This is a genomic window from Spirosoma sp. 48-14, from assembly GCF_001898575.1.
GTDB lineage: Bacteria > Bacteroidota > Bacteroidia > Cytophagales > Spirosomataceae > Spirosoma.
This window is the reverse complement of the sequence record NZ_MKUD01000041.1, coordinates 52787-67545: the sequence shown is the minus strand read 5'-3', so window position 1 is coordinate 67545 and position 14759 is coordinate 52787. Positions and strand designations below refer to the sequence as shown.

10 protein-coding genes are annotated in these 14759 nt (G+C 50.3%); 7 read left to right on the top strand and 3 right to left on the bottom strand.

Annotated features, from left to right (window positions below; genetic code table 11):
* Positions 1-25 precede the first annotated feature (25 nt).
* The 7 genes from BGO59_RS20590 to BGO59_RS20560 all read left to right on the top strand — a co-directional run bounded on the left by BGO59_RS20590 (position 26) and on the right by BGO59_RS20560 (position 11103).
* Complete coding sequence (locus BGO59_RS20590) at positions 26-1462, top strand: RagB/SusD family nutrient uptake outer membrane protein (RefSeq protein WP_293686274.1); 1437 nt, start codon at positions 26-28, stop codon at positions 1460-1462.
* Positions 1463-1565: 103 nt separating this feature from the next.
* The gene (locus BGO59_RS20585) at positions 1566-3752 is read left to right on the top strand and encodes an alpha-amylase family protein (RefSeq protein WP_293686272.1); all 2187 of its coding nucleotides are present in this window, start codon (positions 1566-1568) and stop codon (positions 3750-3752) included.
* Positions 3753-3810: 58 nt separating this feature from the next.
* Positions 3811-5577 (top strand): L-lactate permease, encoded by a 1767-nt coding sequence (locus BGO59_RS20580; RefSeq protein ID WP_293686270.1) that lies wholly within the window; start codon positions 3811-3813, stop codon positions 5575-5577.
* Positions 5578-5655: 78 nt separating this feature from the next.
* On the top strand, positions 5656-6573 hold the full coding sequence (locus tag BGO59_RS20575; RefSeq protein ID WP_293686268.1) for a TIM barrel protein: 918 nt from the start codon (positions 5656-5658) through the stop codon (positions 6571-6573).
* Positions 6574-6684: 111 nt separating this feature from the next.
* Entirely contained in the window at positions 6685-7644 is a 960-nt protein-coding gene (locus tag BGO59_RS20570; protein ID WP_293686266.1) for a D-2-hydroxyacid dehydrogenase, read from the top strand.
* Positions 7645-7753: 109 nt separating this feature from the next.
* The gene (locus tag BGO59_RS20565) at positions 7754-9910 is read left to right on the top strand and encodes a hypothetical protein (protein WP_293686264.1); all 2157 of its coding nucleotides are present in this window, start codon (positions 7754-7756) and stop codon (positions 9908-9910) included.
* A gap of 53 nt (positions 9911-9963) precedes the next feature.
* A complete protein-coding gene (locus BGO59_RS20560) occupies positions 9964-11103 on the top strand; it encodes a glycerate kinase (protein WP_293686262.1) in 1140 nt (379 codons plus the stop codon).
* A 178-nt stretch (positions 11104-11281) separates the two neighbouring features.
* On the opposite strand, the gene BGO59_RS20555 is transcribed toward BGO59_RS20560, so the two are convergent.
* From BGO59_RS20555 to BGO59_RS20545, 3 genes are all read right to left on the bottom strand, one after another.
* Entirely contained in the window at positions 11282-11833 is a 552-nt protein-coding gene (locus tag BGO59_RS20555; protein ID WP_293686260.1) for a sigma-70 family RNA polymerase sigma factor, read from the bottom strand.
* Between the two features lie 276 nt (positions 11834-12109).
* Positions 12110-13612, bottom strand: a complete 1503-nt coding sequence (locus tag BGO59_RS20550; RefSeq protein WP_293686258.1) for a peptide MFS transporter — start codon at positions 13610-13612, stop codon at positions 12110-12112.
* Between the two features lie 97 nt (positions 13613-13709).
* Positions 13710-14669: a kelch repeat-containing protein gene (locus BGO59_RS20545; RefSeq protein WP_293686256.1), complete on the bottom strand. Its 960-nt coding sequence runs from the start codon at positions 14667-14669 to the stop codon at positions 13710-13712.
* Positions 14670-14759: the final 90 nt, after the last annotated feature.

Sequence of the window (14759 nt, the reverse complement as noted above, 5' to 3'; positions counted from 1 at the left end):
CGTCCATCTGCAAAAAAATACGATCATGAAAACCTTATTTTCCCTTTTTGCACTGACCGCACTGCTGATGGTTTCCTGCAAAAGCTTTATTGAAGTGCCGCCCGTTTCGACCGTCAGCGTCGATGCTCTCTACAAAACGGATAAAGATTATCAGGATGCAGTGGTGGCCGCCTACAACACTTTGCAACTGCAATACCAGGATTTCTGGATTTTTGGCGACATGCGGGGCGACGATGCCCGGCAAGAAGTCGTCAAAACCGACCCCTGGTATTTCTCGGATGCCTTCATTCTGAGCAGCGACAACGATCTGCTCCGTACCACCTGGCGGAATTACTACAACATCATTAACCGCACCAATACCATCCTGACCCGGATCGAAAGTGCCGACCCCGCCGTGATTACCAACAAGAACCGCCACATGGCAGAGGCTAAATTTTTACGCGCCTTCGCCTATTTCGACCTGGTCCGCATTTTCGGGGACGTTCCCATGCTGACCAAACCCGCCACCACCGACGAAGCCTACAAGCTGGCCCGAGAAAAAGCCGACAGGATCTACGACGAAATCATTATCAAAGACCTGATGGATGCCGAAAACGCCCTGCCAACCAAATATACCGGGACCGATGTAGGCCGGGCAACCAAAGGAGCCGCCAAAGCCATTCTGGGGCGTGTGTACATGACTCGTAAGGATTTTGTAAAAGCCGAAGCCAAACTTCAGGAAGTGACCACACTGGGCTACTCCCTCCTGCCCAACTTCAACGACCTGTTTGTGTACACTAAAGACGAGCACCACAGCGAATACATTTTCGACATCGAATACGAAGAAGGGATTGGCGAAGGCAGTGTATTTACCAACCGCTTTTTCCCGAATTCAGCCGCGATGGCCGATGTATACGGCGTAAAAGGCGGACTCACCGAAGCAAACTCTCCATCGCCCGGTCTGATTGCCCTCTTTACAGCAGATGACCGTCGTAAAGATATTACCGTCCAGAAAGACGTTTTCATCGATAAGAACGGCAATCCGGTAAAACTTCCCTCGGCTACCTCGCAGGGCTACACAAAAAAATACATCACGCCCGTAGCCACAGGCAACGACAGCCGGGCCAACTGGAAGGTCATTCGCTATGCCGATGTGCTGCTGATGTATGCCGAAGCCCTCAACGAAAACGGTAAAACCGCTCAGGCACTGCCTTTTATCAACCAGGTTCGTACGCGGGCGGGTGTGGCTCCTTACAGCAATTTGAGCAAGGATGAGCTGCGGGAGAAAATTTATCAGGAGCGTCGGCTGGAGTTAGCCTTTGAAGGGGTTCGCTGGTTCGATCTGGTCAGAACGGGCCGGGCATTCGACACCCTCAAATCGCTGGGCATGAAAGACTACATGACGGTATTTGCCATTCCATTAAGTCAGATTCAGCTCATCAACAACCGAACAATTTTCCCGCAGAACCCCGGATACGAATAACAAAATAGGTTGGTACTATCCACACTCATTTTTTTCATCAACAGCCTGACCGGCCCCTCAATACCCGATAACCTAATGTGAGCTTCTGAGCTCACTCTTTCTTATGGAACGAAGAGACTTTATAAAAACCAGTGGCCTCCTGGGTGGTGCTTATGCACTTTCGGGCGCACCGTTGCTGGCAGCCCCCTCGCTACTGACTCCTGGCTCGGCTCCTACCGAATCCTACTGGCTCGATGGCCCCATGCGCTGGGTCCAACTGGCCTTTGTGGAACGTGACCCCGGCCATTACGACCCCGATTTCTGGTTGAACTATTTCAAACGGATTCATGCCGATGGCGCTCTGCTCAGCGCGGGTGGAATCGTAGCCTTTTACCCAACCCAGATCCCGCTGCACCACCGCAGCGATTTCATGGGCAATTCGGATACACTGGGCTATCTGGTTGAAGGCTGCAAAAAGCAGGGTATGAAAATCATGCTCCGTACCGATCCCCATGCTGTTCGGCAGGACGTATACGACGCTCACCCCGAATGGATCGCCGTAACCGCCGACGGCCAGAAACGCCGTCACTGGGCGAATCCAGACCTATGGGTTACCTGTGCGTTAGGGCCGTACAGCTTCGATTTCATGACCTTGGTCAATAAAGAGATCATGGAGAAATTCCAGCCTGAGGGGATTTTCTCAAATCGCTGGCATGGGCATGACACCTGTTACTGCGATAGTTGCCAGCGGAATTTCAAAGCCTACTCCGGCCTGGACCTGCCCCGAAAGATCGACAAGCTCGACCCTACCTACCGCAAATGGGCCGAATGGCGCATGAAACGGCTTCGGGAAGTTTGGGCTACCTGGGATGCAGGCATTCGGCAGGTAAAACCCAGCGCCCGCTTTATTCCGAACGGCTTCCCCGATAAAGTAATGACGGGTAAAGAGGCCGACCTTTTCTTTGCCGATCAACAGGCACGCCGGGGGGTAGTTCCGCCCTGGTCCAATGGCAAAGGGGCCAAAGAACTGCGCTCGACGCTGGGTATGAAACCGCTCATCGGTATTTTCAGTGTGGGGATCGAAGAAGAATTCCGCTGGAAAGATTCGGTACAGAGCGATGCCGAAATTCGGATCTGGGTAGCCGAAGGTACCGCCAACGGGATGCGCCCCTGCTTCGTAAAATTCGGGGGCGACATCTACGATAAACGCTGGATGGAAGCCGTCGCCAAGGTATACGAAGGGTATTACAAACACGAAAAATACCTGCGCAATACGGCTCCCATGGCGCGGGTTGGGCTGGTCTACTCCGAACAAACCGACCGTAACTACGGCGGTAAACCCTGGCAGCAGAAAAGTAGTGATCACCTCGACGGGATGTATCATAATCTGGTAGAAAACCGGGTTCCGTTCGACATGGTGAACGACCGACTCCTCACCGCCGACGATCTCAAGCGGTTCAAGTTACTGATCTTACCGAACATTGCCGCCCTGTCGGACACTCAATGCCAGCAAATACAGGCTTTTGTCGAAAAAGGCGGTAGTGTGGTTGCGACCTTCGAAACGTCGTTGTACGACGAAGAGGGTAAACAGCGTCCTGATTTTGGGCTGGCGAGTCTGTTCGGTGTATCCTACGACCTGAAAGTAGAAGGGCCGCTGCGAAACAGCTACCTTCACTTGCAACAGGGCGCCAAAGACAGCCAGACACAGCTCATTCTGAAAGGGCTGGACGATACCCCTCGTATCATTAACGCCATCTACAAGGTCAACGTCAAACCCACCGCCAGCAATTTCCCCAGTCCGGTCACCCTCATTCCAACCTACCCCGACCTTCCGATGGAAGACGTATACCCGCGTGTGCCGCAAACCGATACGCGCGAACTGTACCTGCGCCAAGTTGGCAAAGGCCGGGTGGCCTACATTCCCGGCGACCTGGATCGGTCGTTCTGGCAAATGCTTGGTGTCGATCACGGTCAACTCCTCGGCAATGTGGTCAACTGGGCACTGGACGAGGAACCCATTGCTACCGTAACCGGCCCCGGCGTGATCGATGTCCATGTATGGCGGCAGGCGAATTCGATGACCGTTCACCTGGTAAATCTGACCAATCCAATGATGATGAAAGGGCCTTTCCGGGAATTGATTCCCATAGAGGCTCAGGTTTCGGTGCCCGTTCCGGCAGGTGTAAAAGTGACGGGTGTGAAGCTATTGATGAGTGAGCAAAAACCTAAATTTGAGATCAAAGGGGGCAAAGTCATGGTGGCAATCCCTAAAATTGTCGACCATGAAATTGTAGCCCTGGATCTGGCCTAGTGAGTGGTGTCGGTTTTGAGAAACCGACACCACAAAACGAACATAACCATTTCAAATCATGACCTGGAAACAAGTAATAGACCCGTTTGACAACCTGCCGCTGTCGGTAGCCGTAGCTGCCCTGCCTATCCTGTTCATTTTCTGGGCACTCATTATACGAAAGATGAAGGGCTATCAGGCTGCTCTCATCGCGACGGCTCTTGCCATGATTATTGCCATTGCGATTTATGGTATGCCTATCAAACTCGCGCTGCTGTCGGCTACCCACGGGGCGCTCTATGGATTGTTTCCCATCTGCTGGCTGGTGATCATGGCCGTATTCCTCTTTAACCTCACCGTTAAAGCCGGTCAGTTCGACATCATCAAACACTTCATGGCTTCCATCACCTCCGACAGACGACTCCAGGCCCTGCTCATCGCCTTCTCCTTCGGGGCTTTCCTGGAAGGGACCGCTGGATTCGGAGCGCCCGTCGCCATCACAGCCGCCATGCTGGTCGGATTAGGCTTCAATCCCCTCTATGCTTCGGGTATCTGCCTGATTGCCAATACCGCTCCGGTAGCCTTTGGCTCCATCGGTATTCCCATCACGGTTGCCTCCCAGGTGTCGGGCATTCCCGAACTGCCCATTTCCCAGATGGTGGGTCGCACCCTGCCTATTCTGTCGGTGATCCTGCCGTTTTACCTGGTGACTATTATCGCTGGATTCAGGAAAGCCCAGGAGGTCATGCCCGCTGTGTTAGTCTCCGGGGTTTCGTTTGCCTTTTTGCAGTGGTTTTCGTCGAACTATCTGGGCCCTGCCCTGCCGGATGTGATTGCCGGATTGGGATCAATCATTAGTCTGATGACGTTTCTGCGATTCTGGAAGCCCAAAACCATTTGGCGATTTGCCAACGAACCAGCGGCTACTTTCGATAGCTCGATTCACTACACCGGGGGCCAATTACTGCGAGCCTGGAGCCCCTTCCTGATCCTGACCATTATGGTGATTTTCTGGGGTTTGCAGTCGATCAAAGATGTGCTCAATGCTCACGGGCAACTTCAGTTCGAGTTTCCGGGCTTACACAAGGCCATTCAGGGACAGGATGGTACGTTGCTGGCTAAAGTCTTTAAGTTCAACTACCTATCGGCGGCTGGTACGGCCATTCTGATTGCCTCGCTGGTGGCCATTCCGCTGGTTGGGCTGACCTACCGGCAGGGGCTACAGGTTTTTGGTGCTACGCTATATCAGCTTCGATTTCCTGTTTTGACCATCGCTTCGGTCTTAGCTTTTGCCTACATCGTCAACGACTCCGGGATTACCCTCACCCTGGCAGAATCGTTAGCCCAAACGGGCGTTTTGTTTCCCTTTTTCGCACCTGTGCTGGGGTGGCTGGGTGTGTTTATTACGGGGTCGGATACCTCGGCCAACGCCCTGTTCAGCAAACTACAGTACGCTACTGCCGAGTCGATTGGCGTACCTCCGGTAGTGAGTGTGGGGGCCAATGTATCGGGTGGCGTGGTCGGTAAGATGATTTCGCCCCAGTCGATTGCGGTGGCCGCTGCGGCTGGTGATCTGGTCGGTAAAGAGTCGGCCCTGTTCCGGTTTACGGTCAAGCACAGTTTTATTATGCTGGGCTTTATCTGCCTGATCACACTCGGACAAGCCTACGTATTTCAATGGATTATCCCGACGTACGAAAAGGTCGCGGGCACTCAAGCCACAGCGGTTCCCGATTTATCGAAGGGGTATACCTACCTCATCGGTCTGGCTGTTCTTCTGGCCGTGTTAGCCATCTCGGTACTGACAACTAAAAAGAAAGCACAAACTCCGGCTCACGCCAACTAAGTAGTACAGGTTATCTTTTTCGTCTCTATTGGTAGAGACCGTACACCCTTTTATCCGTTCCCAGTACACGATTTATTTATGACAGCTCCGCTTTGTAACTACATGAAGGTTGGCCTGGTCCATTTTATGGCGTTTCCCGAAACCATGAAAGGCGATGGACCAATTGTTGAAACCATCAAAAAAGTAGTACTCGACGATTATTTTACGGCTATCGAAATTACCACCGTCAACGATCCAGTTGCCCGTCAGCGCGTAAAATCCCTGCTGGAAGCCTCGCATATGCAGGTAGCTTTTGCTGCCCAACCCCGGTTACTCACGACAGGCCTTAACCTCAACGATACCAACGAAGAAGGGCGTCAAAAAGCCCTCGCTAACGTAAAAGCAGGGATCGATCAGGCGTATGAACTGGGGGCTACAGGCTTTTCGTTTCTGAGTGGCAACTACGACGAAGCGAACAAAGAAAAAGCGTTTGACCTGCTGGTCGATTCAACGAATGAGATCTGCGCTTATGCCAAAAGCAAGGGCGATATGAAGATCTCGCTGGAAGTGTTCGATTACGATGTCGATAAAAAATCATTGATTGGACCGGCAGATCTGGCTTTACGGTATGCACAGGCGGTGCGAAAGACGCACGATCATTTCGGGCTGATGGTCGATTTGAGCCACATTCCGCTCATTCACGAAACCATTGAAGAATCGCTGCTACCCGTAAAAGACTACATCACCCATGCGCACGTTGGCAACTGTGTAGTCAAAAGCCCCGACATGCCTGCTTACGGGGATGTACACCCCCGCTTTGGCTTCCCCAACGGCGAAAACGACGTAGCCGAAGTAACGCATTATCTGAAAGTGCTGCTCGACATCGGCTATCTCAACACGGAAAACCCACCAATCTTTAGTTTTGAAGTCAAACCATTTGGCGATGAAGACCCGGATGTCGTAATTGCCAACGCCAAACGTACCCTAAACGAAGCCTGGGCAATGGTTAATGAATAATGGTTAATGAATAATGAATAATTGGCCGTCCACTATATTATTCATTAACCATTATTCATTAACCATTAACCATTGTCCATTATTCATTAACCATTATTCATTAGTCCTTAAATGAAGATTGTAGTACTGGATGGATATACCCTGAACCCCGGCGATCTGACCTGGGAAGGTATCGAAAAATTAGGCGAATTGACTGTTTATGACCGTACACCAGCCGACAAAATACTGGAGCGGGCCAAAGACGCCGAAGTTATTTTCACCAACAAGGCCCCGCTGGGCGAAGAAGTCCTGAACAAGCTGCCCAACCTGAAATTTATAGGCGTACTGGCAACGGGCTACAACATTGTCGACACGGCGGTGGCCAAACAAAAAGGCATCCTGGTCAGCAACGTACCCGGCTACGGAACCGAGTCGGTCGTACAGTTGACATTTGCCCTGTTGCTCGAACTGACCCAGCATGTCAAGCACCACAGCGATACTGTAAAAGACGGTAAATGGGCTAAATCGGCCGATTGGTGTTATTGGGATTATCCCCTTATTGAACTGGCAGGCAAAACGATGGGCATCATTGGCTTCGGCAGTATCGGCGAAAAAGTCGGGGATATTGCCACAGCTTTTGGCATGAACATTCTCGGCTCCAAACGCCACCAGACCGACCAGTCGCACCGTCCTAACTTCCGCTGGGCCGAGGTACCGGAAATTCTGGAGCAATCGGATGTGGTGACTATCCATTGCCCGCTGACGCCCGAAACCAAAGGCCTGATCAATCAGGAAAACCTGAAGCGGATGAAGCCGACGGCGTTCCTGCTCAATACATCCCGAGGGCCAATCATTGTCGATCAGGATCTGGCCGATGCACTCAACAACGATGTGATTGCCGGAGCAGGGATCGATGTGCTGTCGGTTGAACCACCCGCTGCCGATAATCCGCTATTTACGGCCAAAAACTGCCTGATTACCCCGCACATTGCCTGGGCAACCAAAGAAGCCCGATCCCGGCTGATGGCTATTACCATAGCCAATCTGGAAGCCTACCTGGCTGGCAATCCGGTCAACGTAGTCAATAAATAGCGGTTCCGTTTTAATCTATTTCCGCCCATACAGGGAGTTTATCCATCACCGGATGAATAAGCTCCCCAGATGTTTGTTGCCTTTTCCCAAGCCTAAACCTCCTTTGTCTATGAAATCGACTCCCTATCTGTTGGTCTTTGCCTTCTTTACGCTGCTTACGAGTAAGGGACTTGGGCAAGCCAGATCGTCGGCATCGAAAGCCCAGTCGTTCGATATTACCCAGCTTAATCCGGGTAGTTACGATGGAAGCTGGTGGAATCGGAGCCCGGTTCGGCTGATCCAGACCAACCTGCGCGAAATCGACGCCCTTATGGATACCGACGCGTATGTACAGTCGATGGTCGATGCATCGGCGACCGTAGTGATGCTGAATGTAGGGGGCATTGTCGCCAATTACCCCAGTAAACTTACCTATCATTTTGTCAATCAGCACATGAAGGGCGATCTGGTGGGCGACCTCGTCCGCAAACTCCATGCAAAAGGAATCAAGGTCATCGGGCGGTTCGATTTCAGCAAAATCAACGAAACCTTTGCTACCCAGAAACCCGACTGGCTGTATGTGGGCACCAACGGGCAGCACGTCAATTACAACGGGCAGGTCCATACCTGTATCAACGGCGGTTACCAGCAGGAGTATGGTTTCGAGATTCTGAAAGAGGCTATTACAAACTACCCTTTCGATGGTATTTTCTTCAACATGATCGGGTACACCACATCGGACTACAGCGGCACCTATCACGGCATTTGCCAGTGTACTAATTGCAAAAAGCGGTTTCACGATGAGACTGGCATGACGCTTCCGACCAAAGCCGATATGAACGATCCGGTGTTCCGGCGGTACAATACCTTCAAAAAGACTACCGCCGATGAGTTATTCTACAAAACGGGCGAGTTTATCAAAACGCTCAACCCCAATCTGGTTGTCAATACCTATGCCGATGCTGGAGTTGATATGATTCGGGACGAATCCAGTTCCTGGCTAACCGACAATTACGAGTGGAACTACTCCGGCACCGACCATGTCAAGCGCGTACTGGGGTCGTACAAGGACAAAACGCCTAGTAACGTGTTCATTTATTTTCTGGCCATTCCCTTCCGCCACACCGCTACCTCACCCAATATTGGCCGGGTCTGGCTGCTTGGCAATATGCTCAACGGCGCCCCCCTCGATTTCAATGTCATTGGCACACTCGTCAACCAGGACGACCGGGTATTCATTCCCATCCTGAACGACCTCTACGGCTTTCATAAGAAAAACGAGAAGCTATTTACTAACCTGAAACCCGTCAGCCACGTCGGTCTGCTCAAAGGGTCGGAAAAAGAATACCGGGGTATGATTAAGCTGCTCTCCGAAGAACACATCATGTACGACATCATCGAACCCGCTACAGTCGGCAGCAAAACCGCTCCCCAGCCGTTGCAGGCGTATGATGCCGTCATTGTGGGCGATGTTGCCAATATGTCGGACCAGCTTACGGCTCAACTCGACGAATATGTCCAGAAAGGCGGGAAACTTCTCGTTACGGGACTCAGCTCGACCAACGACGAAACAGGTAAACCACTCAAACGCATTCGACTGAAATCGCTGGGGGTTCTGCCAGACTATGACCTATTCCCACAAACCAAATCGACCTATCTGCGCATCAGCCAGGCCGATAAACAAACGCTGGGAACGGATGGATTTAAAGACCTGGACTTATTGATGATGTATTCCGACCTGCTCCAGTGCCAGCCCGGCAGCTCGGCGAAAGCACTCCTGCGATTAGTGCCGAATACCCGCTTTGGCCCGCCCGAAAAATCGTACTTTACCGACGCCGACATTACCAACGCTCCGGGGTTAATAGCCAACTCGTTTGGGCAGGGAAAAACCGTTTTCATTCCCTGGCGGCTGGGCACCCAGTATGAATTTAAAGGGCATCATGGGCACCGGGCCTTATTTACAGCCGCCCTCCAGAGCATCTTACAAACCTCCCGATCGCTCCAGACCGATGCGTCGTCCCTCATCGAAATGACCCACATGGCCAACCAAAACGGCGCTTTTGAGTGGATCGGCCTGATCAATCACTCGGGGCAAATTGGCGCATCACTTCGGGAACCGATTCCCATTCAACAGACACGAATCCGCTTCAAACCAGCCAAACCTGTTAAGCAACTAAGGCTGATGCGGGCTGGCACCGATCTACCCTTCACCCAAAGCAACGGCTGGGTCGAATGCCTCGTACCGAAAGTCGATGATTTTGAGATGCTGGTCAGCCTGTATCGGTAACCCTGCCAACAAGTCGCGTAAAAACATACTTTTGTCCTTTCTCCCTGTTCCTTATGCCACAGACCCGCGTTCTTATCGCCCCTAATGCGTTTAAACATAGCCTGAATGCGCTGGATGCTGCCCACGCCATTCAGGAAGGATTTCGACAAAGCACGCTCGAGTGTGTATGTACATGCTTCCCCATCGGCGACGGGGGCGATGGAACGGGTGACTTAATGATTCGAAAGCATAATGGCCAACGAATTTCAGTTGAGGTCGACGACCCATTCGGTCGCAGAATAACCGCTTCGTTCGGGCTGGTTGCCAATGGCCAGACTGCTATCATCGAAATGGCCAGCGCGTCGGGGCTTCATCTGGTTAAACCCAGCGAACTGAATCCGCTCAAGGCAACCTCGTTTGGTACAGGCGAACTCATTAAACGGGCACTCGATGAAGGGGTTACGCAACTTGTGCTGGCTATCGGCGGGTCGGCAACGGTCGATGGTGGTACAGGTATATTGCGGGCTTTGGGTATCCGCTTTCTCGATACCTCGGGGAATGAACTTACTGAACCAGGGACCTTTACCGAAATCGCAACGATTGACGTTTCAGCACTGGACCCACGCGTACTGAACTGCGGCATCTCGATTTTGTGCGATGTCGATAATACACTCCTGGGCGAGCAGGGTTCGGCAGCTGTCTTTGGCCCCCAAAAAGGCGCTACGCCCGAAGCGGTAAAAACGTTGGATGCGGGGTTGGCAACACTGGCCAGTGTTGCTCACACCTTAACGGGCACCGACATGGCAACCGTTAAGCATGGTGGAGCGGCTGGGGGCGTGTCGGCCGGGCTTTATACGTTTCTGAAAGCCAAACTCATCAATGGAATCGATTTCTTTCTGGATTTTACCGATTTTAACGAGGCCGTCGCAAATGCCGATCTGGTTATTACGGGCGAAGGAAGTATCGACGAACAGACTTTACATGGCAAAGGCCCTTACGGAGTTGCGTTTCGGGCAAAAGCGAAACACGTACCTGTTATTGGCCTTGCCGGAAAAATACCTCTTGAACAAGATGAAGGATTGGGGCAGTATTTCGATATGCTACTGGCCATCGGCAATGGCCCAACTGATCTGCCCACGGCTCTTAAACATACAGAGCAGAACCTGATCCGAACCGCCCGGCAGATTGGGAACCTACTAACAACCAGAGTCTGATAATAAATGCGTTCAATCTGTTGTTCTTTCCAACAAATGGGTAGGCTGTATAAACAAAAAAGTCCGACTGCCAATGCATCGAACTTAATCTACAATATCAGTAACATTAAATTATCTTTTTGACGCAACAAAAAACATTTAGTCACACAAAACCAAAAAAAATTTCAAGGTTAACCCGTCAGTTCAAAACGTGCTGTGCACAAAGACTATATATTTTCTCACGACTTCGCTTTAATCGCATTTTGACAGCACTCGGTTTCAGATCGTACAGTTGGGCAATCTCGTCAATACTCATTCCATCTTCATACTTCAATCGAAGCAGGGCTCTTTCTTTTTGAGAAAGCTTACCCATTGCCTGCTTCACAATATGAAGTGTTTCTTCATGTAGATGCGTCTCTGTCGATTCAGCTCTATTTTCTTCCAGCTCTTCTTCGATAGCGGTTGTCGGGAGCCGTTTAGCCAGCCTCAATTGATCCGAGCAATAATTAAATGCAATCGAATAAAGCCATGTTGAGAAACTTGACCGCTCCTGAAACGCATCAAGCTTATTAAATACCTTTATAAAAATGTCATGCGTAAAATCCTGAGCCTGATCGGCATCTTTTGTCATTGATAAACAACGACGGTAAACCTTATTAACATACCGATTATAAAGTGTCTCAAAACATTGATTGGGCTGCGATGGTAAACATTGACGAAGTAGCTCTTCATCAGTCAATGAAGTAAACATGCGTTAGGGTTAAACAACAAGTTGGTGTACACTAATTATAAAATCTAAATTTAAGTACGTGTGATTTCCCTATTTAGATTAAAAAAGCCATTCTGAGTAACAATTTATTTACTGAGCGGTGTATTTACACTATCCGTGTTTATGGAATCATTTTCCGTAAACGAATTTATAGAATTTTTACTACTAATAATACAAATTCACCCCTTTACCAAAAAAGGTGACCTGAAATGATACAATCGCCCTATATTCATAACTAACCTCCAAGTAACCAGGCTACTACTGAACCCCTCCCATCCACTTTTTTAATGGCCTTGCCAGTAACATCAGCAGCAGGCCAAAACCAAGACTGAAATAAGCAACGCTTTGAAACATCGATGGCATCTGCTGGACATTCTTTTCGTCGAATCCGCCAGCAAACAGCCCGGCTATTAGGTTGCCTAATGAAGTTCCAACAAACCAAAGCCCCATCAGTTGACTGGTATACCGCCTGGGTGCCAGCTTTGAAAACGCACTGAGTCCCACCGGGCTTAAAAACAACTCGCCCAGCGTAAAAAACAGATACGTAAATGACAGATAAACAGGCGATGTTTTTACCCCCGACAAAGCTAGCCTGGATGCGAATACCATAATGACATAAGCCAATCCCAATAAGAGTAGACTGGTCGCAAATTTGGCGGGCACAGAAAAATCAATCTTCCGGTTTGCCAGAAAAACCCATAGTGAAGCCAGAACTGGTGAAAAAGTCAGAATGAAGGCTGGATTCAGATTCTGGAACCAACTAGACGGTACCATCCAGCCGAAAAAGTTAAGATCGGTGTAACGATCAGCAAAGATTTGCAGCGACGACCCCTGCTGCTCATTGCCAGCCCAAAACAAGGCCGATGCCATAAAGAAAACAAACAACACGGCTACTCGTTTTTTCTCAACCGCATCTAGCCCACCGGCAACCAGAATGTACACAAAATAACTGACGGCTATCAGGCAGATGATCGTTCCCATCGCCTGCGCTAAACCTGGTGCTGTAGTCATATCTAAAACACCCGACCATTGCAGAATCAGTAGTACGCCAATCAACAAGCCGACAAAAGCCAATAATGACCGATTACTGCCAGAACCCTGTTCGACCTCAGTTGTAGCAGTTACCTGTTTGCCATGATCCCCTAGATAACGCTGCCCCAGTATTTGGAATGTGATCAGACCAAGGCCCATTGCAACAGCGGCTGCCCCAAATCCATAATGCCAGCCAACCCGCTGCCCCAGATAGCCAACAACCGAAATGCCGATCAGCGACCCGAGATTAATACCCATATAAAAAATGGAGAATCCAGCATCCTTACGGGCACCACCTTCCGGATACAACTCACCCACAATACTACTGATATTAGGTTTTAGCAGGCCGGTCCCCATTGCCACAACACACAGGCCCGTGTAAAAGAGTCCTGGCCCAGCCGGTATCGCCAGAATGATATGCCCAAGCATAATGATTAGTCCACCATACCAAATGGATTTTCGTTGCCCAAGTAACGTATCGGCAATCCATCCTCCCGGCAGTGAAAGTAAATAAACCGATGCGGTATAGATACCATAAATGGCCGCCCCTTCGGTTTCGTTTAGTCCAAGCCCTCCCCGAACCTTATCAATCAGAAAGAGGAGTAAAATGGCCCGCATACCATAATAGCTGAACCGCTCCCACATCTCTGTGAAAAACAGAACAAACAGGCCTATGGGGTGGCCAAAGAAGGTAGGGGTGTTTTGGGGCTTTTCAATAATGGCTTCCATTTCGTTGGGAAAATTGACAAGTTTGCCGAAGAATGTGGGTAAATAACGAAAAAATAGCTGTAAATATACTCTCATCCCCGAAAAGTGGCAAGCTACATCAATACAAGGGGTCGTACGCCCAACAATCATCCAGCGGGCTGTTTCCAGCTAACCCTGTCACTACATACCCCCTCGACCCAATGGCAAATCCAACAGCTTTTGTGCGGGAAGCTCCTTCAAACGAGCCTTTTACCGTCCAGAAATCACGGGCTGGGTCATACGCCAGCACATTCTTTGTGGTTGTAGTACCTGATACGACATAGCCAATACCATTGACAGTAAAACTTACTCCATACGCACTGGCCGGTATCGATTCAGGCAAACGTTGCCGTTGAGTCCAGGTATCTTGGTCCATGTCGTATTGCCATAAATCGTTACGGGCGTTTCCACCTGAACTGCCCATACCCACATAGGCCTGGTTATTGACCACAAACGCTATAGCCCCTACACGAGCCGTATTGCTAAAGTATTTTCGCTGCGTCCAGATATTAGCCGAAGGATTATAGCGCCAAAGATCAGCCCGTTCGCTCCCATCAAAGCCCAACCCAATAAAACCGACATCATACAGGCTAAAGCCAACTGCCGACCGACGGGGCGTTCCGCTAAAGTCGGCCACACGCTGCCAGCTATTGGTGTAGGTGTCATACGCATACATATCCCGAAACAAGTTGCCCTGCGCATCGCCCCCTGTACCCAGATATCCCCTGGTTCCGATGGCAAAACCAACGGCTTCACTACGAGCTTTTCCAGGAAATGACGCTTTCTGTGTCCAGGTATTACTAGCCGGGTCGAAAGCCCAGAAATCCGTCAGTGCATTTTTCGACGCATCCTGGCCCGTCCCCACGTACGCGATATTGCCAATCACAAAACTAACGGCTCCCGAGCGCCCTACCCCCTCCAATTCCGATTTCACCGTCCAGTCTCCCAATGTGGTATTTACTGAGTTCATTTCGGTACAGCCGTTCATCAGACTTAAGAGGGCAACACCTACACACAGGCGTAGAAGCTTGATTTTCATAGATCAACTAGCATTTCAGTTAAAAAGAATGTTTTTCCGCTAACGAATAGTTGTCCAACAGATCAACTTAGCCTAATTTAAACCAACGTT